The sequence below is a fragment of the Allobosea sp. GW821-FHT03A12 genome (assembly GCF_058986765.1).
This window is the reverse complement of sequence record NZ_JBYSVZ010000008.1, coordinates 122,318-146,228: the sequence shown is the minus strand read 5'-3', so window position 1 is coordinate 146,228 and position 23,911 is coordinate 122,318. Positions and strand designations below refer to the sequence as shown.

Genomic DNA, 23,911 nt, shown 5'->3' with positions numbered 1-23,911 from the left:
CCGCTATACTACCTTAGCTTGATGTGCTTTTCGCAAGCCCCCATTGCGAGCGGAGCCCGACCGAGGATGATCCTGCCTTAATGGCCCCGGAGAGCTTTCACCCTCCGGGACTTCAAACATGAAGTCACTTCAGTTTTCGTCGCCGCCACCCGGCACGATCGCTCGGTGAACCGTGATCTTATCCTTCAGGATCGCCTCGCGGACCTCGGGGCATCCTCGCCAACCTGCTGTTCCGCCGCCTGCCGGCAAACTGTGGTTCCGCCATGGTGGCGATAAGGGTTCCTGTGTAAGGGAGCCGCCGAAGCAGGCGTTGCCTGTCTGGGAGTGGGGGAAGTGAATGTCCGCGAAGCGCGAGGGTTTCGCCGTCAATAGAGCTGGGTTGCCGGCTGACTTCCCAACGCAAGCGCACAGTCCTCGGTTTTGGGAGGAGCTGGGACGCGCGGTCGCCACGTTCGGGTTTCTTGAGGAGGTCTTGGGAAAGGCCATTTTCACTTTCACCGCGACCCGCAGCTATCCCGAAGACGAGATTGAAGCTGCTTATAAGAAGTGGCTGCCGACGTTGGAACGAGCCCTGTCGGATGCGTTAGGGAGCCTCATCGGCTCCTACGGCAACGCGGTGAAGGCGCACGGCGAGGCCACGATCACGAACATAGACGACTTGCTGGCCGACCTTCGCGCCGCGTCCAAGTTGAGGAACGTGCTCTGCCACGGGTCGTGGCGCATACCTGACGCTCGGGGCAAATCGATACCCTTGTTTGTCAACCGCGAGAAAGAGGTCTTCGAAACTCCGATAGACGAAGCCTATCTCCGGCAGGTTAGGCAGCACGTCGTAGAGCTGATATGCGCGGTTATCGACACCGTGACGCGCATGGGCTGGCAGTTTCCCGGCTCAGGCGGCCCCGGCGTAGTAGCGATCTTCCAATCATCTCGTGCTTAGCTTGGGAAGGCCCCGGCAGGCCGGCCGAAAGCGTTGCGGATGAGTGTGGCTAGCGAGGGCGAGCCGGAGGCCGCTGGAGCCTGATCACTGACAGCTGAGAGCGCCTAGCCGGGAACGGGTGATGCCCCGGCCTTCAGCTCTGCCAGCGCGGCAGCGTCATATGGCGCGAAGACCGGACCTACGGTCTCGTTCTCCCGGACAGTGAGCTTTGCGGCCACTCCGAGCGGAGCCTTCAGGGACCATGCGGTTTCCCCTTCGCGCGTCATGGAGATGATTGAGGCAGGGGCATGGCCTTCCTGAAGAAGGACCCGAGCGGCGGAGGGAAGTGGCGTGCGGGTGGAGCAAATGACTCGGCCGGTGGCGTTAGTGACCGTGTAGAGGGCATTGAACTCGCCCTTACGGTTCCGAGGGGTCTTGCAATATGTGAGGTGGATTTCGGGTGTGGCTGTCATGGGTATGAGAAAACCCGCCGAGCGGATGCTGGCGGGTGTGGGTGGAGGTTGACGACGTGGGTTTGAGTTCGGATGAGCCGACCATGAACACGCCCGGAGGTTTGGACGGGCTCGTCGGCCTTCAGCTTTCAGCAATCAGGCGGGCGGCTGATATGGTCATGCTTCATTTCGGCCCTATGCGACCGCATGCCTCGGGGCGCGGGGCCGTGGGTGAGTATGCGCTGCATGTTCAATGCCCTTGGCGCTTCGACAGCCCGACCGAAACAATCACAGGACGCGACGACCTCTGGGAGTACGGCGGCGCCGGAGAGGCTCCCGAAGACTGGACGTATGACAATGGCCTAAGCCGCCAGGACGCGAAGCTGACGACCTATTTCGGCTTACCGGATCGCAGAGGCGGTTGGCTGATCGAGACCCCGCGCTTGCTCGTCGTGGCAGTTGAGGCATCTACGCGCGGTGATCTGAGCATCCAACTGTCTGAGAACCATGCGCTCATCGTTTTCCCCGCAGGGACCGGCGAGGAGGCTTGGCGGTTCTTCGCGACAGCTGGAGACAATCATGTGGTTTTCCCGGAGGAGCCGGCAGAGCCCTAGCGCGTCATCTTCCGCTTGAGCTTGAGGGCTTCTGCGTATGCCAGCCTGTCGACCTCTTCGTTTTGGAGGTGACCGGCATGGCCCTTCTGCCAGCGCCATTCGAGCTTGGCGGGCTTCTCCGCTAGCTCCACGAGCTGAAGCCAGAGGTCGAGGTTGCTGACAGGCTTGTTGTCCTTCCCGCGCCAGCTCCGCATGCGCCATCTCGGGAGCCACTCGGTCATGCCCTTCACCACATACTGAGAGTCCCCGACCATCGTGACGAAGGCTCCCGGTCGGATGGTTTCAAGGGCCTTGATGGCGGCCATTAGTTCCGCGCGGTTGTTCGTGGTGTCGGGAAGCGAGTCTTTCAGGACCTTGCGGGAACCCGTCAGGGTGTTGACGAGGATCGCCGCGTATCCTCCGGGTCCGGGGTTGCCGAGGCAGGAGCCGTCGAAATAGGCCGTGATTTCCCGATGGGGTAGGGGTTCTTCGCCCTGTAAGGTCTCCGTCAAGGACGGCTGCTTTCGGCTTTGGCTACCAGAGTAGCCGGGACCTCTGCGATGGGCCTGTATCCGGGAGGAGTGTAACGGCAAACCATGATCCGGAGGCGGGAGTATGGTCCTGCCCTCATCTCCGCCACCCGGCTCCCGCAGGAGCGTTCGGCCGGCGATCATCGCGACCGTATCGAGGCTTGGTCTCCTTCACCTGATTGGTGGTGAGGTTCCTGCGGCGGGGGTCTGTCAGGTCGCCGTTGGTGTGAGTTACGCGGGTGGCTCTATGGCCCTTGCCAGCGATCCCGAGAATGATGCGGGAGACCTTCGCGTATCGTGCGGTCCCGCTGTAGGTCGTCACGTAGCCGTGGTGGAGATGCCAGTTCAGCGAGAAACCTGCGGAACGGACCCGCTGGTAGTCGTCGGGGGCGATGAGGGCGAACCTGTCTGAGTTCGCTAGGGGGACTTGCAGAAGCGGTAAGGAGTCTGCGGGGTCCGTTGTTGGGATTGGTGGCCGGAGGGCCTCGCGTTTCATGGATGGGTGTGTCCTACGGTTACGGATGAGAAAAGGCAGGAGACAGATGCAAACAGAGATACGCGCAAATAAGCGCGGGCGACCTGCCTGAAGGTGTCTGAAGGTGACTGCGGGAGGGGGCCTTGGGTCTGCGGGCTTCGCCCGCCGGCATCGACCACCCTGAAGGAGACCGGGGGCAGGGGTAGTTAGACAAGGGTGGAGTGACTCCACTTTCATCGACCCCGTTGCCGGGGGCTATAGGTGAACCTGAAGGAAGATCTGCAAGATAACCTGCAAGAGAGAGGATAGGGGGAAGAAGTCAGGAACAACCTTCAGTCCCTCCCACAGAGACCTTCAGGTATCCTACAGGACCTTCCCCCCTTTCCCCCCTTCCATCGCTGGCGGGTACGACATTCACAGCCCCTTCGTCTGTGGTGTCGGGTAGTCTGCTCCGGGCGTCCGGGGCTCGTATCCTGCGTTGCTGATAGGCGGTCGGCGGTCTTGTCCTGCAATAGAGGTCCCTAATCGACCGGGGCCGCATCGGCGATCTTGGGTAGCTGTAGGTGCAACCTAATGGCACCCGGCCCGCCATTCGAAGCGGCCTGTGAAAGGTGAAGTCACTCCGCAGTCGGCGGGGCGTGAATAGCTGTAGGTGGTCCCTATTCGGCTGTCGGGCCGGGAAGGGCGTGGTCTAAATGGCTTAAGGTGCAACCCAATCGACTGAAGTGACTTCACGGTGGCCGGCAAAGGCGGGCCGTATAGCCTAAGGTGGTCCCTAATCGCCTCGCGCATCCATCAGCCCCTCAATCTCTCTTGCAACGCCCCTGCCGTACTCCGTCAGGCTGACCACGAGCACGCCCTTCTCCTTCCGTGTCCGAACCAGCAGGGCGTCTTCCATGAGCACGATGTTCCGATAGCCGCTGCCGTTTCCCATAGTCAGCGCCCTTTCCAGCTCCGGCTTTGTCATCTCTCCCCGACAGGCGACTAGCAGGAACGCTGCGGCTGACCTCATCTCCCATCGGTCGTGGATTTGGTTGAGCCGCTGGAGGACTAACAGGAGCCGTGCAAGAGGCGGGAGGCCACCGGCGGCTTTCGTCCTGGGGGACTGCGTTGTCATGGGCAGCTCTTCGGGCAGTAGCTCGGGCGGCTGTCCTCCGGATGGTCAGGACCGCAGTAGGTCATAGCAGCGCGGACGATCTGAGCGTTGCTAGGCGAATAGACCCACATGAAGAGGGCCGCGGCGAGGAACCAGATGACGGGCATTGAAGGGCTCCGGGTGGTCGGTCTGAAGACAGAAAAGCCGGAGCGGATCGTTCCGCCCCGGCTGGATAGGCATCGAAAAGTGAAGTCACTTCAGGTTTCGGGCAGGAGGGCTCTGCGGCGCTGCGGTGCCCATCCCAAGGGCTCCGCCACCAGCATCTTGAAGAGCCCCGCAGCGATGACCGACAGGACCACGGTCGGAGCCCCGAGAGCCAGCCAAGCGGCCTTGTTCCAAGCCAGCGGGTCGCTCGTGGTCCTCGTGATTTCCACCCGAGGGCAGTCTACGGTGATGTGCCAGCGGCCGACACGAAGCGTAAAGCCGGTGATGTCGCCCGCGCCTCCGTCGAGTTCGCCGTGTTGATTGTACGTGCTATCCGTGCGTAGGACTTCGCGATGAAGGAACGGGAGCCAGTAGGGGCGGATGTTGTCTCGACCGAGGAATGCTTCGCCAAAGTAAGGAAGGCGGACGTCCTGCGAGAACTCAGTCTGAATGCTTTGCTCAGTCACAGTCGGTCTCCCGAAAGGCAGCCTTATCGCAACACTTTCATGAGTCCTTATCTGATTGCGGTCCAATCAGTTTTCTGACTCGATCAGGCTCCATCGAGTCATTTCTGTGATGTATCCGGCAGCGGCTCGGGTCTTCCGGCAGGACGGCCGGGCAGGGCTTATGGGTAGTGGGTAGCCGGCTGGACGGTGACCAGCCTGTACGCTGGAGGCGTGCAGCGGGAAGGAGCATCTAGGGAACCGGGCCCCCCCTGTGCTTAGCTGTGGCGAAAAGCCCCAAGGAGTCCGTGTGATGTGCGAGAGCGACCCGATACTGAAATACAGCACGGCAAGAGGGTACGTTCAGTCGGCGCTGCTCCTGATTTCAAACCCCGCTCGGTTTCAAGTGGCGGAAGACAGTTCGTTCTTCCCATCCTTCCACATGTTGTGCGGATTTGCGGTCGAGCTGTACCTGAAGTCGTTTCTTGATTTCGCCGGAGTAATCGAGCGGGAATTGATTAGGGCAGGGCACAATCTATTCACGCTTCAGACAATGGCGCATGAAAAGGGTCTTTCCGATCCTGCAATCGTGCAGCTCGTGGACTATCTAGGAGAAAAGCATAAGAGCTTGGAGTTTCGCTATATGAAGGCGTCGGGCCGATACGACTATGGGGATCTGCGTCTTGTTTTTTCGGCCTTCTCGACACTCGATAACAGGGTTGACGAACTAATCGGGGCGCGAGCCTCGTACGGGCTGACATCGGGAGGTGAGTGGCTCTTGTCGGAACGGCAAGCGCGGTGGAGGTTCACATCCTAGCTGGTTCTGCTGTCAGGATGCGATGCACCTGCATGCGGCTCACACCAAGCTCCTTCGCGATCTCCGTAGGACCCTTGCCGGCCGCCTTCAGGCTCCGCACCTTGTCTGCGTCGATCCTGCGCTTACCGCCCGTGTAGACCCCGGCCTCCTTCGCTTTGGCTATGCCGTCCCGCTGTCGGGCCTTGATGAAGCCCCGCTCCATCTCAGCGACCATCCCGAGGACCGTCAGAACGATCCTGCCGGTGTCGCCCTTGGTGGACACATGGGGCTCTAGGACGGTGAGGCTGGCTCCCTTCAGGTCGCACTCATGGACGATGTTGAGGACATCCCGCGTCGAGCGTCCCAACCTATCGAGCCGCGTGACCATCAGCTCATCGCCGGGGCGGAGGAAGTCGAGGATCGCGGCCAGCTCATCACGGCCATCCAGGCTAGCGGCACTGACCTTCTCCTTACGGATGGTCGTGCAGCCTTCCGCCTTCAGCCGCTCAACCTGCCCCTCATAGTCTTGGTCTGTGGTCGAGACGCGGGCGTATCCGATCTTCGCCATGGTTGGCCTCTGTGTAACGTCAGGGTCTAGAGTCGTGACTCTTTCTGTAACAAATGCCTGATGTCAACCCTGATGTGACGCGACGGGCGTAACATGGCGGAGTCACTCTAGGGTGTACCGTGAAGTGACGTCTTGTCGTGCGTCGTGTTGCTGGTGTTGGTCCGCCAATTCGGAGAAGGTCTGCCGGATTTCAGGGAGCGGGCGGCCGAGCAATGCAGGACATCATCAGGATCAATGGAGAGGGGGTTGGGCTGCCAGCCAAGGCAGCTGCTTCCATCGCGGCAGACGCCGTTGCCGGGTGTTTCGAGATGATGGAGGGGCGCGAGCTGGGCACGCCTAAACCACTAACCGGCCAAGCCTTCGCCCTTCAGCTCGGTATGCCGGCACTCAAGCCCGACGAGCGGGCTGAGATGTACCGAACTTGGCTCATATCAAAAGGCTTCCATGACATTCTGAAAGGGCTGCGAACGTCGTTTGAGGAGGCGTTTCTGTATCTCGCTTTTTTCAACAAGAAGCGGATCGTTGGCCGTGATTTAGATGCGTTCCTGCGAGAAGTAACGAAGAAGGCCGGCTCATTGCCTTTTGTTGCCCTGATTGATCGTGTTGCTGAGCAACTGACTTCGCCCCTCTCGTATCTGCCAGAACTGCTTTCACTACAAAAGGCGCGGAACTGCCTTGAGCATCGGAACGGGATTGTTGCTCCGATCGATGCGACGGCTGGCAGCACGGACCTCGTACTCCGATACCCACGCATCAAGGTCTATTTCAAGAGGTCCGACGGTGAGGTCGAACTTACGGCGGGCACTGTAGTCGAACCCGGCGACGAGCGCAAAGAAGTTGATGTCTACACGAAGCTGATCGTGTACGAGCGTTGCTTTTCTGTAGGAGAGCACATCCTGCTTTCGTCTGCTGAGTTCATCGAGATTGCAATGGCTACCTGTCTCATCGCTGATGATCTCGTTGCTAAGCTCCCAAGAATGAGCGAGCCCGGCCAGTGAACGCCTCCTTTCAGTTCCCCGGCAGGCTCCCCTGATGTCACCTACAGGAAACGGGAGGGGGCACGGGGGGAAATCGAGAAGCGGCCGGAGAGGGGAGGCTTTCAGATTTTCTCGGCTGACTATCCGGCGATTAATCTCAACCAAGAGGCCAGCCACCGCTACCGGACCAAATCGTAGATCGCGCGTCAGAAATTAGTTTTGATCCACCACGAGCTAAGAACCCTGCTAATAGCTCATCGACGGTATCCATAATCCGGACGACCGTATCGTTGAAGTTGCGATCCATTGCGAGTTTCTGCGGCTGAAGAGCGTGCCGGTTAGTGATCCGCTTAATCCGTTCGGCCGCAATAGGATGCGTATCGCGATTGCCTTTCTTTCCAACAGCTTGTTCCATGATTTCAAGGCTCGAAAGGGATCTGAGCATTAGAGATGCTCCAGCTCCTGTTGAGTTATATGGATTGTGGAGAAATTCAAACGGCGCGTAGTCTAAGCGACCGCATAGTTTGATGGCAAAAGCATCTGCTTAAAATTCTTGAGGCAAGGGATCTGCATCGATCGATCGATGACGAAGTGCGTGGTGCCCAAACTCATGAGATAGTACGAAGTATTCCATCGACCATGCGATTTGCTCGAACATCATGATCTCGTCCTGCCGCGATGGCCGAAGCGGCACCATGACGTGTGTGCCCGTGGTCGCAAAAGACATGAATATGCGAAGCCAATACACCGCAATGTCCGGGCGACTCAGTAGGAGGCTACGGTCTTTTTCTTTGTCAGGCGGTGCTTCAGACCAATGAAGAGGGTCGAGATTGAGGGTACGGGTGTATGCTCGGGCTATCAATCCACACCAGCGAAACAAGAACGAGCTGACACTTAGTATGCCTTCCTCGGTCATGATCACATTGGTCATAGAAGCGAAAATACCGATTTTGGGGTCGATACCAAGCGCCACCGCTTTATGAGAGGTGTAACCCATCGCATCCATCGCCGACATGATCGGTTCGGCGATCTGGCGCAACTGTCGCTCAAGATGAGGCGCAACGCCAGGACTTGTTGGAAGGTCGACGGGATCATGCGAGGTGTGAGCTGTCATTCTCATCATCTCGATTTGCTCATCGGGCCAACCCGCGTTCTTAAGGGCAGTAGTTAGCCTATTCTCGTCTGCCTGCTTATCATGATTGGGGTCTTGAAGTGTTGCGTTGGGATCAGCCGCCGCCCGCTGAAAGATCTGACTCCAGAGATCGAGAGCTGCTCCGTTGGAGTGCGCAGGAGGCTTATTAGTCATGGTCTCGTCACCTGAATGCGGCGAGGCGGGGAGCGGACAGCGCGGGTCAACCGGCATATGTCATAGGACTAGCTGAACTGCCAGCGAACCCTGTCGGAAAGCTCCGGGGCCGTTGGCCCAATCAGTTTGAAGGTGCCCAAAAAGTCGAAAGAGTCTTCGCGCTATGGAGCGCGGCGGGCCGGAGCGTAGGCTCAACAGCCGGGCGCGGGAGTGCCCTCAAAAAACGTGAGGGGGAAAGCGTGTGGGGTGGCGTGTGGGGGAGGGCAAAATCTCGCCATCCCCCAAATTGTTGAAAATAAACGGGTATTCGTCCCCGTTCCGAACGTCTTACCGAGAGTAGAACTCGATGACCAGGTTCGGCTCCATCTGCACCGCGTAGGGCACGTCCGTCAGCGTCGGGGTGCGGGTGTAGGTGGCGGTCGACTTGGTGTGGTCGGCGTCGATGTAGTCAGGCACGTCGCGCTCGGCGAGGGCGGCCGACTCGATCACGATGGCGAGCTGGCGCGAGCTCTCCTTGATCGCGATCACGTCGCCCGGCTTGACCTGGTACGAGGCGATGTTGACGCGCTTGCCGTTCACGGTGATGTGGCCGTGATTGATGAACTGGCGGGCGGCGAAGACGGTCGGGACGAACTTGGCGCGGTAGATCACCGCGTCGAGACGACGCTCGAGCAGGCCGACCAGGTTCTCGCCCGAGTCGCCCTTCAGGCGGATCGCCTCGGCGTAGTAGCGGCGGAACTGTTTCTCGGAGATCGAGCCGTAATAGCCCTTCAGCTTCTGCTTGGCGCGCAGCTGGGTGCCGAAGTCGGACGGCTTGCCCTTGCGGCGCTGGCCGTGCTGGCCGGGGCCGTATTCGCGGCGATTGACCGGGGACTTCGGACGGCCCCAGATGTTCTGACCGAGACGGCGGTCAATCTTGTACTTCGCCTCATGGCGCTTCGACATGTCGCGTGTCCTCTATGGTTCGCGAGTTGAGGACCGCGCCCTCCTTCTCCCCGTCTCCGGGGCGACAGATCCGGCTCGAGAAGACGAGCGGATCACGGGTGCGGAAAAAGCCACGCGGCCCCGTGAGGAGCCGCGCGACGCCGGCTTACAAGCACTGCCGGCGCGATTTGTCAAACCCGAAGGGCAGATTTCTGTCGTCCGGAGCCGCTCAGCGGCTCACCGGTGGAAAATATTGCGGCGCTTCGCGTCTGTCGAAACGGCCATAGTCGCGGATGATCCGTACCGTCCGGTGCCGCAGCGCCGCCGCGCCCGCGAGCGGCTTCGGCACGAAGTCCTTGGCCACACTGGCATCGCGCCAGGAGGCGAGCAAAGCGAGCTTGCCGGGGTTGTAGATGCTGGCGAAGAGATCATGCTCGATCAGGCCGGGCCAGCCGGTCAGGCCGATCTGCGCGAGGAGTTGGTCCGGTCGCTCGCCGAGATCGATTCCATCCTGCGGCGTGATCTCGGTGAAGCTCGCGACCTTGGCGATGCCGGTTTCGGTTTCTTCGAGGTGCTGGTCGCCCGATGAGGTGGCTGGTGAAGCACTGTCTTGGATCACCTCGCCGATGCGCAGGTGATAGTCCTCGAACACCTCGTCGCGCCCCTTGCGTTGCACGGCGTGGTGTTCGCCCTGGGCGCGCCAGCGGACCAGCGATTTCTCGTCGCGCCAGGATGAATGCGACAGCACCCAGCCGGGCCGCATCAGGCTCTCGAAGCGCTCATTGTCGATGAAGCCGTCGATGCCTTCGAGGATCGGCTTCAGCTGCTTGCCGAGAGTGAGGTACTCGTCCTTGCGGTCGGTGTGAGGGTGGACTTCGAAGATCACGGAAAACATCGGTTTCTCCGTCGGTTCAAGCAGCAAGGGCAGGCGCGTCGGCGCCGGTGAGGAAGGCGATGCTCTCCTGCCAGAGCGCAAAGCGCATCGTCTCCAGATGCATCAGATGCGTGCCGCGGCTGAGCTTGATGTCGCGCTTCAAGGGCGAGGACCTGAAGGCGTCGAAGAGCCAGCGCGCATCGGCGTCGGTGATCAGGCTGTCCCATTCGCCGCGGATGATCGAAACGGGCGCGCGGACCGCAGCCGGATCGTAAGGCAATCGGCCCCGCCAGGCCTTGCCGATATCGGCCATCGGACCGGCCGGCGTCCGGACGCTGGCGGGTTCGTGCGAGCGTGCTTGCGGATCGCTGTCGAGATAGCGCTCGCCCCAATCGTCGAAATGCCGGCGCGACAGAACCGGCTCAGCGCCAGCCGGGACGTCCTCGACGAAACGGCGCCACTGGTCATCGAGCGAGATCAATCGCCAGGCCGGCAAGCTGGGCGAGGGCGCGTTGCCTGACGGCTGGCGTTGTGCGATCGGCCCGAACAGGACGAGGCGGTCGATCAGCTCGGGATGAGACCCGGCGAAGCGGCCGGCCGGCATCGAGCCCCAGGAATGGGCGATCAGGGATAGTCGGTCGAGACCGGAGCGGCCAAGGATGAAACGGACGCCGGCCTCGATCTGGCGCGCAGCATCCTCGGTCGTGCCGAGTGGTGCGTTCGTCGAGGCCGGTTTGTCCATCGCTGGATAGCGTCCGGAATGGCCGTAGCCATAGAAGTCCAGGCCCCAGACATCGAAGCCGGCCTCGCAGAGCGCGTCGCGCCAGGAGCGCCCGTCGAAGCGATGGGCGATCGACAGCGCCGAGGGGAAGGTCGCGCCATGGATGTAGAGCACCGCGCGGCGCGGCGAGAAGCCTGTTGCCGGTGCCGGGAGATGGCGCAGGAACAGCGGCAGTCCGTCGAGCGGGCCGGCAATCAGAAAATGCTCTTCCCGCGGGTCGAGCGGAGCGATGTCGTCAGCAGTCAAGGCAACCTCCGGCGATGCGAGCACGCAGCTGACGGCCGAAGACGGAAGGCCGTCCTCGGCTATGCTTGCGGCTCGTGGTGATCGTCAGAGAGTAACCCGAACAATGCCCCGCTGTTCTGCGCGATCGCTTCGGCGATCGCCGTAGGGTTTTTGACCGTCTGTGAGGCTGCTCGCGTCAGTAGCGCCAATAGGCGCGGCGATGATGCGGATGCTTGTACCAGCCGAGATGCCGGTCGCGATTCCAGCCATGGTGCCGGCGCGGGCCGTAGCTGTGGCCGTAATGGTGGCCCTTGTGCCCATGCCAGCCTTTCGGCTTGGCCTGGGCATCGCCGCTCAGGCCGGGGCCGAGCAGCAGTGCGCCGCAGGCCAGGGCGATGGCGAAGATCAGCTTTCTCATCCTGTCCTCCCTCGTAGAGGTGCTGGTGGCGCCGATAACGCCTCCAGATCAGAACAGTTCCAAATTGTGGTCAGAGTGCGAGCGGCAGCGGCTCGGTCTCGATCCGCGCCAGGCCGAAGCCGGCGAGCGCGATATGGGCCGGACCGGAGAGGCTGGTGCCATCGGTGAAGACGGCGACGGTCGAGGCGTGCTCCGGGCGTGGCTGGGTCGGGCCGAGCAGTTGCGCCGTGCGCCGCGCGATCGCCGGGGCGGGGTCGATCCACTCGACCGGCCAGGGTGCCAGCCGCTGCAGGCGGGGCAGCAGCAGCGGGTAATGGGTGCAGGCGAGCGTCACCACATCGGTGCGGCGGCCGTCGCGGGCGACGAAGCAGGGCGCGATCTCGGCGGCGATCGCAGCGTCGTCTACCGGCTCGCCCTTCAGCGCCGCTTCCGCCAGGGCGGCCAGATTGCGGGCGCCGACCAAGGTGACTTCGCAGCCGGCTGCATAGCGTCCGATCAGATCGTGCGTGTAATCGCGGGCGACGGTGCCGGGCGTCGCCAGCACCGAGATCAGCCCGCTGCGGGTGCGCTCGGCCGCCGGCTTCACCGCCGGCACCGTGCCGACGAAGGGAATGGCGAAGCGGGCCCTGAGCGCCGGCAGCACCAGGGTCGAGGCGGTATTGCAGGCGATGACGACGAGATCGGGATGGAAGCGCTCGACGAGACGCTCCATCACCACGAGCACGCGGTCGACCAGCGCCGGCTCGTCGAGGCGGCCATAGGGGAAGGCGGCGTCGTCGGCGGCATAGACGATGTCGGCATCCGGGCGCTGGCGCATGACCTCGCGCAGCACGGTGAGGCCGCCGAGGCCGGAATCGAAGACAAGGATGGTCGGGGTTCGCAAGGACAGCACCGGCGCGGCATAGCCGGCTCCGGCCAGAAGATCGACCCGCATCGCACTCATACCTACTGCGTCCGCCAAGCCTTCGATTGGGCTCCTGGCGGGTTAAGGAGCGGTGAACGCTTCGCTTCGGGTCCCTTGATAATTTAGTTGACTCTGTCCATTAATCGGCATTTCTCATCGCAGGATGAGGAGGCCAGCCATGTCCGCCATCGACACGCCTGCCATTGCGGCGATCCGCCGTTTCGGACGCTTCCACACCCGCTTCATCGGGGCGTTGGGCGGCGATCTGCACGGCTCCGGCTTCGGGCTGACCGAGGGGCGCGTGCTCTACGAATTGGCGCAGCGCGATGGCTGGCGGGCGGGAGAGCTGGCGCGCGAGCTCGGGCTCGACCCGGCCTATCTCTCGCGCCTGCTGAAGCGCTTCATGGAGATCGGCTGGCTGGAGCGGGCGCGGGCGGATGGGGACGGCCGCGCCTATGAGCTGAAGCTGACCGCGATGGGGCACGAAGCCTTCGCGCCGCTCGACGAGGCCTCGCGCGGGCAGGCCGACATGATCCTGTCGCGCCTGGGGGCGGGTGAGCAGACGAGCCTCGTCTCGGCGCTGGAGCGGGCGCAGACGCTGCTGTCGGGCGCCGCCAGCCCGCAACCTTCCGTGTCGATCCGCGAGCATCGCCCCGGCGATATCGGCTGGGTGATCTCGGCCCATGCCAGACTCTATTTCGAGGTCTATGGCTGGGACATCAGCTTCGAGGCGCTGGTCGCAGAGATCGCGGCGAAGTTCCTGCGCGAGTTCAAGCCTGGGCTGGAGCGCTGCTTCATCGCCGAGCTCGATGGCGCGCCGGTCGGCTCGGCCTTCGTCGTGCAGGAGAGCGACGAGGTGGCGAAGCTGCGGCTCGTGTTGGTCGAGACGCGGGCGCAGGGGCTCGGCCTCGGCAAGCAGTTGGTGCGGGAGGCGATCGCCTTCGCCCGTGCCGCCGGCTATCGCCGCATGGCGCTCTGGACCAACGACATCCTGCATGCGGCCCGCGCCATCTACATCGCCGAGGGCTTCAGGCTGGTGGCGGAGGAGCAGCATCACTCCTTCGGGAAGGATCTGGTCGGGCAGAATTGGGAGCGCGACCTGTAGCTGCCGTCACTGCACCGAGGTCAGCGCCGCGCGCTGGAAATCGGCGCGGCGCTGCTGGTGCAGCGAACCGTCTCCCATGGTCACCACCGAGAACATCACGAAGCCGCCCTGCTTGCGCGGCAGCACATAGAACTCGGAATACTTGGTGTCGCCGCCGTTCTCGCAGGAGGAGAAGCCGCGCAGCACGCTGGCGCCTTCGACTGTGTCGGTGGTCCGGCCCGAGGCGAACCGACCCTGGCAGCCGCGGGCATCGGCGGCGGAGACCGCGGCGGCGACGTCGATATCCTTCTGGTTGGGATTGGCCAGGACGCGCACCAGCCCGGTCGCGCCCTTGGCCTGCCAGCCGGCGCCATTGCCGCCGATGCCGGACGGCGCTTCCGGCCCGCTCAGCACCTTTGGCTCCGGCAACTGCGTCTTCAGCAGGAAATTGGTCGCGAGCGTCACCGCTTCGAGCTGGATCGCCGGGTCGGTCGCCGCGGCGGCCGTCGTCGTGCCGCTACCTTGCGCGGGCCCCGGTGTGCCGGGCGCGACCTTCAGATTGGCGTTCGCCTTCACGCAGTCGAGCAGCGCCGGCATGATCTCGGCGGTCGAGGTGAGGCGGAAGGTGTAGCGCGCGCCGAGCATGTTGGCTTCGAGGAACTCGGCACCGCGGAAGGCGCGGACGATGTTGGAGTTCGCCGGCATCACCACGACGACGAGCTGCGCCTGCACCGCCTTGGCGTTGATCCGGACCGTGTCGTTGCGGTCGAAGACCATCTCCATCGGCACCTCGGCGCCCGGCTTCAGCCCCCAGGCTCGGTTTGAGAAGCCGAGATTCCAGCCATAGGCGCTGTTGAGCGAGGCGTGCATGGTGACGCCGCTCTTATAGCTTGCCGAGACCGCGCAATGCGAGAAGTCGCCGGTCTGGTTGTTGGTGAAGGCGCCGCCGGCCCAGTTGCCGACCGAGAATTTCGCATAAGGTCCGGCGGCGAACACCGGTGATGCCAGCAGGACGCCGGCGAGAATGAGCGACAGGCGCATCATCAGGCTCCGCATCGATCCCCAGCCTCGCCATGGTGGCAAAGACCGGGCGGGTCGGGCAAGCCTTGTGCGCGCTTGGGCCGGTCTCGGCAGCCCCGGGGCTCTCAGACCTTGAGGCGGGCAACCGCCGCCGCAGCGGTGCGGCCAGCAAGCGTCGCGCCGCCCGCGGTCATCGCGCCGCCGCCGGCGGTCGCCTCGCCGGCGAGCCAGAGCTTGCCGCCGATCGGCTCGGCCAGGACCTCGCGCGCGCCGGCATGGCCCGGCCGGCAGACGGAATAGGAGCCGTGCGAGAACGGGTCGGTCCACCAGGCCGGGAAGGAGACCGGGCCGGCCGCCTTGCGGAACTCGGAGCCGACCATGCCGGCGAGCAGGTCGACGATCTGCTCGCGCGCCGCATCGGCGCCCGCGGTCGAGAGGTCGCGGGCGAAATCGCCGCCGCAATAGCCGATGACGAGGTCGCGATCGTCGGGGAAGAGATCGAAGCTGATCAGCCGTTCCGGGGAGGCGGCTTCGAAATAGGTCGTGCCGGGCGCGATGCCGAAGCGATCGCCCGCGACCTTGAGCGCGATCTTGGTGAGCGCGCCCATGCCGATGCCGGCGAGCGCATCGCGGGTGCGGGCAGGAAGTTCCGGCGTGAAGCGGATCGCGCCGGCCTTCAGCACGCCGACCGGCACGGTGACGATGCAGGCGCGGGCCCACAGGGTTCCCGCGGCGGTGGTGACGGCGACGCGTGAACCGCTCCAGTCGATCGCCGTGACCGGCTGCTTCAGGCGGATGTCGAGCCCTTCGGCATAGCGGGTGACGAGATTGCCGTAGCCGCTCGGCACGACATAGTCCTCGCCGGCCCAGAGCCGCTGATAGTCGCGGGCCGAGATGCGTGCCGATTCCTCGCCGATCGAGAGCAGCATGCCGGAGGCGGCCACCGACGCGAGATCCGGGCCGAGATCGCTCAGCACCTCGGCGACCGACAAATCGCGATCGTCGAGATCGGCATTGTCGAGCCGCCGGTCGATCTCGCCGAAGGCGCCGCGGCGGCGGGCGCGGTCGCCGGCCGGCATCGGCTTGCCGTTGGTGAAGAGCTGGAAGCCGCCGCCGCGGCTCTCGTTCGGGGTCTGCACGCCGAGCTCGCGGGCGATCTCGGTCCAGGGATTGCGCTCGGCCCAGTGGATGAACATCGCGCCGGCGTCATAGGACGGGCCGAGCGAGGAATCGGTGAAGGTCCGACCGCCGAGGCGGTCGCGGGCTTCGAGCACGATCACGGAGCGCCCGGCTGCCTGGAGCTGCTTCGCCGCGGCGATGCCGGCCGCTCCGGCGCCGATCACGACCGCGTCCGGCTCGGCGGCGCGGGCAGGCGAGCGCCCGCCGGCGGCGCTCATCGCCAGCGCGGTCGCGCCTGTCAGCAATGTCCGGCGGTCGAGCATGAAGGACGGCCCTGTGTCTTGAAGCGGGCTGATGATGCCAGCCGCTTTTCGCACCGCAATACACGAGCACGCGTGTGGCAGGAGCAGGGCCATCACAGCTTTGCGAGGTCGGCCGAATATCCGTTTCGGAGGGTCGTTCGTCTTTCAGTTTAGAAGAATGATAAATTCAGTCTGGAATTCCAATAAATAAGTAATGTATCGCGCAACCGCGAGTCTATTGACAGTTAAATTGAGCTTTAATAACCGCTGATGGTGAAACTAAGGCGCATGACCTAGTTTTCACGGATTATAAAAAGCAATTCGACTTGGCAAGACGGTTTGGCAAGTCGAATTGCATGTCAGCGACAGGATATGGGCGATGGGGATGAATTGCAGCGGGCTGCGCCGAGGCGTGGCGCTTGGGGCCTTGATGCTGGCGGCAGCGCCGGCTCTCGCGCAGCAGCAACGCAATCCCGCTCCGCCCGCGGCCACCGAGCAGGTGCAGCTCGACCAAATCAATGTCCAGGGCGAGCGTGAGGCGGCGCCGCTGCTGCAGGGGCCGACGACGACGACGACGACCCGCGCCGAGCTCGATCGCCAGCAGGTGCAGAGCCTGACCGACCTCTCCAACCGGGTCGAAGCGGGCATCACCTTCAATCGCCAGAACGGCTCGCTCAACATTCGCGGCCTCGACGGCGCGCGCGTGCTGACCACGATCGACGGCATTCGCCAGCCCTTCCTGATCGATACCCGCGTCAGCCGCGCCGGCGCCAACGCCTTCGACTTCGACGCGCTGTCCTCGCTCGACCTGCTGCGCGGCGGCAGCGGCGGCGCCACACTCGGCGGCGGTGCGCTCGGCGGCGCGCTGGCGGTCCGCACGCTCGACCCCGAGGACATCATCCGCAACGGGCGCTCCTATGGCGCGCTCGCCAAGACCGGCTATGACAGCACCGACCGGGCCTGGTTCGGCAGCGCGGCGGCGGCGGCGCGCATGGGCGGCACCTCGGTGCTGCTCCAGGGCGGCTTCCGCAACGGCAACGAGGTGGACAGCAAGGGCAACGTCAAGACGATCGGCGTCGACCGCACCGCGCCCAACCCGACCGACTTCAACCAGTACAGCTTCCTCGGCAAGATCTACCAGCAGGTCGGCGAGGCCCATCGCTTCGGTATCACCGGCGAGTTCTTCAAGCGTGCCGACCGGGTCCAGACCCGGACCAGCACGGTGTCGCTGACCGGCAATTTCCGTCCGGGCGCCTATCAGACCGGCGAGGATGTCGAGCGCAACCGCGTCTCGCTGACCTATGACTACAAGCAGCCCGGCGGCCTCCTCGTCGACGAGGCACATGCCAACCTCTACTGGCAGCGGCTGAAGCGCAACGACCTGGTCAGCGCCTGGCGCTACACCAGCATCGTCGGACCCTATGGCCGCGACAACGAGAACGAGGAGACCGCCTATGGTTTCAACGGCCATGTGATCAAGAACCTGCAGACCGGCGCGCTCTCGCACCGCATCCTGGCCGGTACCGAGCTGCGCATGTCGTCGCTGAAGCAGTATTCCTCGGGCATCGACAACTGCCCGGCGCGGCCGGCCGGCGGCTCCTATACGGGAGCGTTCGCCACCTGCAACAACCTCTTCACCAACCAGTCGGACCAGCCCGACATCGATGGGCGGCTCGTCGGCATCTATGTCCAGGACGAGATCGGCCTGCTCGACAACCGCCTGCGCATCACGCCCGGCGTGCGCTTCGACTGGTATGAGGAGAAGCCGCAGGCGACGCCGGCCTATTCGGCCAGCGGGTCGAACCCGGTCGGCCTGCCGCCGTCCTCGAGCGACTCGGCCTGGTCGCCGCGCGTCCGGCTCGAATACGACATCCTGAAGAATGCGCCGCTCGTGAAGGACGTCACCGTCTTCGCGCAATGGGCCAAGAGCTTCCGGGCGCCGACGGCGGACGAGCTCTATGGCCGCTTCGGCGGGCCGAGCACCTATCTGCGCGCCGGCAACCCGGTGCTGCGTCCGGAGAAGGGCAACGGCGTCGATGTCGGCCTGCGCTTCGGCGACAAGCAGCTCGGCGGCTCGATCACCTATTTCTACACCAACTACCGCAACTACATCGAGCAGTACCAGCTCCAGGCCCCGGGTGTCGGCGGCCTCTATCCGCAGGGCGGCATCGTCAGCCTGCGCAACATCCCGCGCGCCGAGATCCAGGGCGTCGAGATCAACGGGCAATACGCCTTCGCGCCGAACTGGCTGGTGCGCGGCTCCTTCGCCTATACCCGCGGCCGCAACAAGACCGACGACATCTTCCTGAACTCGATCCCGCCGATGCAGGGCATCGTCGCCGTCGCCTATGGCACGGATCGCTGGGGCGCCGAGGTCTCGGCCAAGATGGCCGGCAAGCGCGACGACGTCTCGACGGTCCAGGCCGGCACCGGCTTCAAGGCGCCGGGCTATGCGATCTTCAACGCTTCGGCCTGGTGGCGCCCGATGCCGGAGATCGCCGATCTCGAATTGCAGATCGGCGTCTACAACATCTTCGACCGCAAGTACTGGGACGCCGCCAACGTGCCGCTCGCCCGTCCGCAGCCGCGCGACTACTACAGCGAGCCCGGCCGCACCGTGAAGGCGACGCTCAAATACCAGTTCTGAGCGTCAGAGTTTCGAGACCACTTCAGCCGGCCCCACGGGGTCGGCTTTTTTGTCGGAGGGAGGGAAGCGGGCGGGTCCGATGAAGGGCTGCTATGGGTCGAAGACGGAAGTTTATCGCGATCCTACGTGCTATCGTCAGCACATGAGCGCGACATGCCTAAGCTGCGAGGTTGTTTCGGGCGGCCGAGAGGTCATGGGCGGAGCAATCCATGAGACGGCATACTTCCACGCCCATCAAGACATCGCTTATCCGATACCCGGCTGCGTCATCGTCGCCTCGAAGAGACATTTCAAGTTGCTCGCGGATATGGATGAGCAGGAGACGGCGACCTTCATTCCCACGGTCAAGGCCATTCGGAAGGCACAGGCCGAAATCGGGATCGAGGCAGTCTACTATTTCTACAACGAGGACACGCGGCACCACTTCAATTTCTGGATGGTCCCGCGCTATCCGTGGATGGCTCGGTTCGGCAAGTCCGTGGAAGCGGTTCGCCCAGCCATGATCTATGCGCGCGATAACCTCTGCTCGGAAGCGGAGCTTGCCTTAGTCGCCGAGACGGCGGAGCGACTGCGGGCAGTTTTATCCCCGCGATGAAGTCCGCAGCGGGCGGAGGCGGACTTTCGCCACGTCCGCAACGAGCGTTTTGCGTGGGACATGCTCCAAATGGGCCGATGCCTTATTGCTCAGCCCGCTTTTTGGCGAAAAAATGAGCTAGATGGAGAGCCAGGCCAAGAAAATTCAGTATAGCGACAGCCAGCAGGGTATGTATTAAATACGACTCTATCTTTCTCCAAATATAATTTCCAGAACCTAGATAGGAGGATATCAAGATTACTCCGCAGATGAGTACCTGAGCAGCACTTAAACTAGCTAAGATCGTCGACAAACGAAGCGCTCTGGCCATCGACGCTATCCCATTCACGCTATCGGCTTTTGAGCAGCAGTTTGCATTGCAATCGTGAACCAGCACCTAAAATCCGTGCTCTAAGTGAGTGACCAATGGCGCAGCAGACCGGGAGTTGCCTCGGCGAACGTCCAAGACGGGGCGGAAACAGCCGTCCCGCTACCTCAACTCCAGAAGCTCGATGCGATTCCCGAAGGGGTCGTCGGCATAGATTCGCTTGATGCCCGGCAGGTCGATGTCGGGGCGGAATGCGAGGCCGTTCAGCTGTAGCGTGGCGATCGCATGGCTCAGGTTCTCCACCCGGAATGCCGGATGCGCTTTCCTTGCCGGCGAAAACGGCGTCTCGACGCCGAGATGGACCTTGATCGTTCCGCTCTCGAACCACACGCCGCCTCGCGCACGCAGCTCTTCGGGCTTGTCGACCTCGCGCAGGCCGAGAACATTGCAGTAGAAGGCGCGCGCCTCCTGTTCCCGGCCTTCCGGCATTGCCAGCTGGATGTGGTGCAGTTCAACGATCATGCCGCTTCTCCCGCGCTTGCGACGTTCGCCGGATGCTCGCCATCCGGCTTACCCGGCGAGGACGAGTCGGACCCGCGTCATCCCATCCTCCCGCGTCAGGACGAGCTCGCCCTTGTGAGCGCGCGCCACCTCGGCCGCAATGGCGAGGCCGAGGCCTGAGCCATGTGACGCCGCGCCCTTGGCGAAGGGCTGGGCCAGCTCCGCCAGCGAGCCGGAAAACCCGTCGCCATCATCGGCGACCTCGATCCAGACATATGTTTCGTCCGCGCCGACCGTGACGACGAGGCGGCTATGGGCGCCGTGGGCGAGGGCGTTGTCGATCAGGTTGCCGAGCGCTTCGCGCAGGCTGACGGCATCGCCGGGGATGATCGGCGCCGGCATGGCCGGCTCGAAGCTGATGTCGACCTCGCGTGGCAGCGACAGCGGCACCGCGGTGCTGAGCACGGTCTTGGCCAGGGCGTTGAGGTCGACCGGGGCGAGCGCTGCCGCATCGGCCCGGTGGATCACCATGGCATGGTCGAGGAGCTGGCCGGTCAATCGGCCGAGCTCGGTGGTGCGCTCGCGGACGCGTGTGATCGTCTCGGCCTTGCGCCGCGACGGTGCGGTCGCCGAGAGGATCTCGACCTGCGCATCGAGCGCCGCCAGCGGCGTGCGGATCTGGTGGGCGGCGTCGGCGATGAAGCGCTGCATCAGGGCGACGCGATCGGAGAGGCGGCGCATGAAGCCATCGATCGCCTCGACGAGGTTGCGGACCTCGACCGGTGGCTGCGTCTTGATCGGGCTGAGATCGTCGGGGGTTCGCCCTGCGATCTCCTGCTCGATGCGGGCGAGCGGCTTCAGCGCGAGCCGGACGGCGAAGCCCGTCGCCAGCAGCGCGAGCGCGCTCATGATCGCGATGACGCCGAGCGCCTTGAAGGTCAGATCGCGCGCCAGCGATATGCGTGCCTGCATGGTCTGCGCGACGACGATGGTGGCCCAGCCGCCGGCGAGCGGATCGTCGAAGCGGCGCGACAGCGTCGCAATCCGGACCGGATGGCCCTGATATGTGCCATCCTCGAGTACGACGCCGCTGCGCGTCGCCTCCCAGGTCGCTTGCGATCGCAGGTCCTCATAGCCGGCGACGACGACGCCGCGGGGATCGACGACCTTGTAGAAGACGAGGTCGTAATCGGAGAGCGTCGCGATCGCCGAGGCCGGCGGGTCGAGCGTCAGCACGCCGCCCTGGAGATAGACGTTCTCGGCGATCTGGACGGTGCCGCCCGAGAGCAGCCGGTCATAGGCCTGCTGCGCCGCGAGCTCGGCGGAATGCCAGGCGATCAGCCCGAGCGCCACGGCTCCGCCCGCCAGCACCGCCGAGAGCACGGCGATGATGCGGGCCCGCAGCGAAAGGCGCAGATCAGAGAGCGGCAAGTTGATAGCCCAGCCCGCGCAAGGTGCGGATCTCGATCGGTGCATCGGCGAGCTTGCGCCGCAGCCGTGCCACGAATTGCTCGACCGCGTTCGGGCTCGCCTCCTGCTCGAAATTGAACAACTGCTCGACCAGCTCCTCCTTCGGCACGATGCGCTCCGGCCGGGCAGCGAGGATCTCCAGCACGGTGAGCTCGCGCCGCGTCAGGTTGAGCGGGCGCTCGCCGATGCTGGCGATACGGCCGGCGCGATCGATGACCAGAGGGCCCACGCGTATGAGGTTGTCGGACTGCCCGGCGCTGCGGCGTAGCAGCGCCCGGGCGCGGGCTTCGAGCTCGCCATAGTCGAAGGGCTTGATCAGATAGTCGTCGGCGCCAAGGTCCAGCGCGCCGATGCGCTCGTCGACATGCGAGCGGGCGGTGAGCACCAGCACCGGCGTCTTGAGCTTGCGCGCTCTCATCCCCTTCAGGATGGCGAGCCCGTCCTGCCCGGGCAGCGTCAGGTCGAGGATCACAAGGTCATAAGCCTGGACCTCGATCAGCTCGGCGGCGGTCTGGCCGTCCTGCTCCCAGTCGACGGCGTGGCCGATCTTCTCGAGCCGCATCACGACGGCTTCGGCGATGTCGGCCGTGTCTTCGACGACGAGGATGCGCAAGCCCTGGGTCTCCGTTTCCCTGAGTCAGGTTGGTGTCAGCGGAGCAGGTTATCCCATCCCGCAAGCGCCCATAAGTGTGCTGGGAAACGAAGCAAGGGAGGGTTCATGCTAGCCCCGTTCGACGCCGCATCCGCGACACCGCTCCTCTCCGTCGAGGGCGTGACGCTGCAGTACAAGACCCCCGACGTCGTGGTCACAGCGACCCGGAAGGTCTCGTTCGACGTCTACCCGTCCGACCGCTTCGTCCTGCTTGGCCCCTCCGGCTGCGGCAAGTCGACCTTGCTCAAGGCGATCGGCGGTTACCTTTCGCCGGTCGAAGGGCAGATTTCCCTGAAAGGGCGCGCAGTCACCGGCCCCGGCCCAGACCGGATGATGGTGTTCCAGGAGTTCGACCAGCTGCTGCCGTGGAAGACGGTGCGCGAGAACGTCGTCTTCGCGCTGACGGCCTCGGGCCGGGCGACGCAGGCCGAGGCCGAGGAGCGGGCGCGCTCCTATATCGAGAAGGTCGGCCTCGCCAAGTTCATCGACAGCTACCCGCACATGCTGTCGGGCGGCATGAAGCAGCGCGTCGCGATCGCCCGCGGCATGGCGATGGAGCCCGACGTGCTGCTGATGGACGAGCCCTTCGCCGCGCTCGACGCGCTGACGCGCCGCAAGATGCAGGACGAATTGCTGCGGCTCTGGGACGACACGCGGTTCACCGTGCTCTTCGTCACCCATTCGATCGAGGAGGCGATCCGCATCGGCACCCGCATCCTCCTGCTCTCGCCGCATCCCGGCGAGGTCAAGGCCGAGCTCAACAGCGTGCCGCCCGAGGAGATGGGCACCGGCAAGCAGTCGGCGCTCGAAACCCGCATCAACGACATGCTGTTCGCTCATCATTGAGCCGGAGGTGACCGACATGACCGATCTCGTCAGCTTCCGCCCCGAAATCATCCGCGAGGTCCATTCGAGCGATGCGCCCGTGGTGGCGAAATCGATCGGCCTCGCCGAACGGATCTATCGCATAGGCTTCGTCCGCAAGGCTTTCATCCTCGCCGTCCTCGCTCTGGCCTGGGAGCTTTATGGCCGCTGGCTCGGCAATCCCCTGCTGTTCCCGACCTTCGGTCAGACAGTCGAGGCCTTCATCGGCAACATCGTCAACGGCGTCATCCCGCAGCGCATGCTGGTCTCGCTGCAGACGCTGGTGATCGGCTACGGCATCGGCATCGGCCTCGCGGCGCTGCTGACCACGCTGGCGATCGGCTCGCGCATCGGCGCCGATCTGCTGGAGACGCTGACCTCGATGTTCAATCCGCTGCCGGCGATCGCCTTGCTGCCGTTGGCGCTGATCTGGTTCGGGCTGGGCACCGGCAGCATCATCTTCGTGCTGGTGCATTCGGTGCTGTGGGCGATTGCCCTCAACACCCACGCCGGCTTCCGCTCCGTCTCGAACACGCTGCGCATGGTCGGGCAGAACTATGGCCTGCGCGGCCTGAAGCTTGTGCGGCTGATCCTGATCCCGGCGGCGTTCCCGGCGATCCTGACCGGCCTCAAGGTCGGCTGGGCCTTCGCCTGGCGCACGCTGATCGCGGCCGAGCTCGTCTTCGGCGTGTCCTCGGGTTCCGGCGGCCTCGGCTGGTTCATCTTCGAGAACCGCAACCAGCTCGAGACGGCGAACGTCTTCGCCGGCCTGTTCACGGTCATCCTGATCGGCCTGTTCGTCGAGAACATCATCTTCGCCACCATCGAGCGCAAGACCATCCGCCGCTGGGGCATGCAGCACTGACAA

General features: G+C 63.9%; 25 protein-coding genes. 9 read left to right on the top strand and 16 right to left on the bottom strand.

Annotated features, from left to right (window positions below; genetic code table 11):
- Positions 1–337: 337 nt before the first annotated feature.
- Both AC3WLC_RS28670 and AC3WLC_RS28665 read left to right on the top strand, forming a co-directional pair.
- Complete coding sequence (locus tag AC3WLC_RS28670; RefSeq protein ID WP_493687295.1) at positions 338–937, top strand: hypothetical protein; 600 nt, start codon at positions 338–340, stop codon at positions 935–937.
- A gap of 535 nt (positions 938–1,472) precedes the next feature.
- On the top strand, positions 1,473–1,982 hold the full coding sequence (locus tag AC3WLC_RS28665) for a hypothetical protein (RefSeq protein WP_493687294.1): 510 nt from the start codon (positions 1,473–1,475) through the stop codon (positions 1,980–1,982).
- Here AC3WLC_RS28665 and rnhA read toward each other — a convergent pair.
- From rnhA to AC3WLC_RS28650, 3 genes are all read right to left on the bottom strand, one after another.
- Entirely contained in the window at positions 1,979–2,473 is a 495-nt protein-coding gene (gene rnhA, locus AC3WLC_RS28660; protein WP_493687293.1) for a ribonuclease HI, read from the bottom strand. The genes AC3WLC_RS28665 and rnhA overlap by 4 nt on opposite strands.
- A gap of 1,268 nt (positions 2,474–3,741) precedes the next feature.
- The gene (locus tag AC3WLC_RS28655; RefSeq protein WP_493687292.1) at positions 3,742–4,083 is read right to left on the bottom strand and encodes a hypothetical protein; all 342 of its coding nucleotides are present in this window, start codon (positions 4,081–4,083) and stop codon (positions 3,742–3,744) included.
- 236 nt (positions 4,084–4,319) lie between these two features.
- The gene (locus AC3WLC_RS28650) at positions 4,320–4,733 is read right to left on the bottom strand and encodes a hypothetical protein (protein WP_493687291.1); all 414 of its coding nucleotides are present in this window, start codon (positions 4,731–4,733) and stop codon (positions 4,320–4,322) included.
- A 289-nt stretch (positions 4,734–5,022) separates the two neighbouring features.
- On the opposite strand from AC3WLC_RS28650, the gene AC3WLC_RS28645 reads away from it, so the two are divergent.
- Positions 5,023–5,526 carry a hypothetical protein gene (locus tag AC3WLC_RS28645; protein ID WP_493687290.1) on the top strand — a complete coding sequence of 168 codons (504 nt, stop codon included), beginning with the start codon at positions 5,023–5,025 and terminating at the stop codon, positions 5,524–5,526.
- On the opposite strand, the gene AC3WLC_RS28640 is transcribed toward AC3WLC_RS28645, so the two are convergent.
- Positions 5,516–6,073 (bottom strand): recombinase family protein, encoded by a 558-nt coding sequence (locus AC3WLC_RS28640; RefSeq protein WP_493687289.1) that lies wholly within the window; start codon positions 6,071–6,073, stop codon positions 5,516–5,518. The two genes, AC3WLC_RS28645 and AC3WLC_RS28640, sit on opposite strands and share 11 nt — an antisense overlap.
- 212 nt (positions 6,074–6,285) lie before the next feature.
- On the opposite strand from AC3WLC_RS28640, the gene AC3WLC_RS28635 reads away from it, so the two are divergent.
- On the top strand, positions 6,286–7,071 hold the full coding sequence (locus tag AC3WLC_RS28635) for a hypothetical protein (protein WP_493687288.1): 786 nt from the start codon (positions 6,286–6,288) through the stop codon (positions 7,069–7,071).
- A gap of 136 nt (positions 7,072–7,207) precedes the next feature.
- On the opposite strand, the gene AC3WLC_RS28630 is transcribed toward AC3WLC_RS28635, so the two are convergent.
- The 7 genes from AC3WLC_RS28630 to murI form a co-directional block, all read right to left on the bottom strand.
- Positions 7,208–7,495 (bottom strand): hypothetical protein, encoded by a 288-nt coding sequence (locus tag AC3WLC_RS28630; protein ID WP_493687287.1) that lies wholly within the window; start codon positions 7,493–7,495, stop codon positions 7,208–7,210.
- Positions 7,496–7,594: 99 nt separating this feature from the next.
- Positions 7,595–8,356, bottom strand: a complete 762-nt coding sequence (locus AC3WLC_RS28625; RefSeq protein WP_493687286.1) for a hypothetical protein — start codon at positions 8,354–8,356, stop codon at positions 7,595–7,597.
- A 327-nt stretch (positions 8,357–8,683) separates the two neighbouring features.
- A complete protein-coding gene (rpsD, locus tag AC3WLC_RS28620) occupies positions 8,684–9,301 on the bottom strand; it encodes a 30S ribosomal protein S4 (RefSeq protein WP_152012763.1) in 618 nt (205 codons plus the stop codon).
- A 208-nt stretch (positions 9,302–9,509) separates the two neighbouring features.
- Positions 9,510–10,175: an antibiotic biosynthesis monooxygenase family protein gene (locus tag AC3WLC_RS28615; protein ID WP_493687285.1), complete on the bottom strand. Its 666-nt coding sequence runs from the start codon at positions 10,173–10,175 to the stop codon at positions 9,510–9,512.
- Between the two features lie 16 nt (positions 10,176–10,191).
- Positions 10,192–11,181 (bottom strand): alpha/beta hydrolase, encoded by a 990-nt coding sequence (locus tag AC3WLC_RS28610; protein ID WP_493687284.1) that lies wholly within the window; start codon positions 11,179–11,181, stop codon positions 10,192–10,194.
- Between the two features lie 175 nt (positions 11,182–11,356).
- Positions 11,357–11,578, bottom strand: a complete 222-nt coding sequence (locus AC3WLC_RS28605; protein ID WP_493687283.1) for a hypothetical protein — start codon at positions 11,576–11,578, stop codon at positions 11,357–11,359.
- Positions 11,579–11,648: 70 nt separating this feature from the next.
- The gene (gene murI, locus AC3WLC_RS28600; protein ID WP_493687282.1) at positions 11,649–12,512 is read right to left on the bottom strand and encodes a glutamate racemase; all 864 of its coding nucleotides are present in this window, start codon (positions 12,510–12,512) and stop codon (positions 11,649–11,651) included.
- Between the two features lie 148 nt (positions 12,513–12,660).
- Here murI and AC3WLC_RS28595 point away from each other — a divergent pair, with 148 nt between their 5' ends.
- A complete protein-coding gene (locus AC3WLC_RS28595; protein WP_493687281.1) occupies positions 12,661–13,587 on the top strand; it encodes a bifunctional helix-turn-helix transcriptional regulator/GNAT family N-acetyltransferase in 927 nt (308 codons plus the stop codon).
- A 6-nt stretch (positions 13,588–13,593) separates the two neighbouring features.
- Here AC3WLC_RS28595 and AC3WLC_RS28590 read toward each other — a convergent pair whose 3' ends face one another.
- A complete protein-coding gene (locus AC3WLC_RS28590) occupies positions 13,594–14,607 on the bottom strand; it encodes a hypothetical protein (protein ID WP_493687280.1) in 1,014 nt (337 codons plus the stop codon).
- 104 nt (positions 14,608–14,711) lie between these two features.
- Positions 14,712–16,028 carry a flavin monoamine oxidase family protein gene (locus AC3WLC_RS28585; protein WP_493687279.1) on the bottom strand — a complete coding sequence of 439 codons (1,317 nt, stop codon included), beginning with the start codon at positions 16,026–16,028 and terminating at the stop codon, positions 14,712–14,714.
- 358 nt (positions 16,029–16,386) lie between these two features.
- On the opposite strand from AC3WLC_RS28585, the gene AC3WLC_RS28580 reads away from it, so the two are divergent.
- Both AC3WLC_RS28580 and AC3WLC_RS28575 read left to right on the top strand, forming a co-directional pair.
- The gene (locus tag AC3WLC_RS28580; RefSeq protein ID WP_493687278.1) at positions 16,387–18,654 is read left to right on the top strand and encodes a TonB-dependent hemoglobin/transferrin/lactoferrin family receptor; all 2,268 of its coding nucleotides are present in this window, start codon (positions 16,387–16,389) and stop codon (positions 18,652–18,654) included.
- A 193-nt stretch (positions 18,655–18,847) separates the two neighbouring features.
- Complete coding sequence (locus AC3WLC_RS28575) at positions 18,848–19,249, top strand: HIT family protein (protein ID WP_493687277.1); 402 nt, start codon at positions 18,848–18,850, stop codon at positions 19,247–19,249.
- A 469-nt stretch (positions 19,250–19,718) separates the two neighbouring features.
- On the opposite strand, the gene AC3WLC_RS28570 is transcribed toward AC3WLC_RS28575, so the two are convergent.
- From AC3WLC_RS28570 to AC3WLC_RS28560, 3 genes are read right to left on the bottom strand one after another with little or no spacing between them, the layout of a single operon-like run.
- On the bottom strand, positions 19,719–20,078 hold the full coding sequence (locus tag AC3WLC_RS28570; RefSeq protein WP_493687276.1) for a VOC family protein: 360 nt from the start codon (positions 20,076–20,078) through the stop codon (positions 19,719–19,721).
- A gap of 48 nt (positions 20,079–20,126) precedes the next feature.
- Positions 20,127–21,488, bottom strand: a complete 1,362-nt coding sequence (locus AC3WLC_RS28565; protein ID WP_493687275.1) for a sensor histidine kinase — start codon at positions 21,486–21,488, stop codon at positions 20,127–20,129.
- Positions 21,475–22,140: a response regulator gene (locus AC3WLC_RS28560; protein WP_493687274.1), complete on the bottom strand. Its 666-nt coding sequence runs from the start codon at positions 22,138–22,140 to the stop codon at positions 21,475–21,477. Before AC3WLC_RS28560 ends, AC3WLC_RS28565 begins: the two co-directional genes overlap by 14 nt.
- A gap of 105 nt (positions 22,141–22,245) precedes the next feature.
- Here AC3WLC_RS28560 and AC3WLC_RS28555 point away from each other — a divergent pair, with 105 nt between their 5' ends.
- Both AC3WLC_RS28555 and AC3WLC_RS28550 read left to right on the top strand, forming a co-directional pair.
- Positions 22,246–23,025: an ABC transporter ATP-binding protein gene (locus AC3WLC_RS28555; RefSeq protein WP_493687273.1), complete on the top strand. Its 780-nt coding sequence runs from the start codon at positions 22,246–22,248 to the stop codon at positions 23,023–23,025.
- Between the two features lie 16 nt (positions 23,026–23,041).
- Entirely contained in the window at positions 23,042–23,908 is an 867-nt protein-coding gene (locus AC3WLC_RS28550) for an ABC transporter permease (RefSeq protein WP_493687272.1), read from the top strand.
- Positions 23,909–23,911 lie beyond the last annotated feature (3 nt).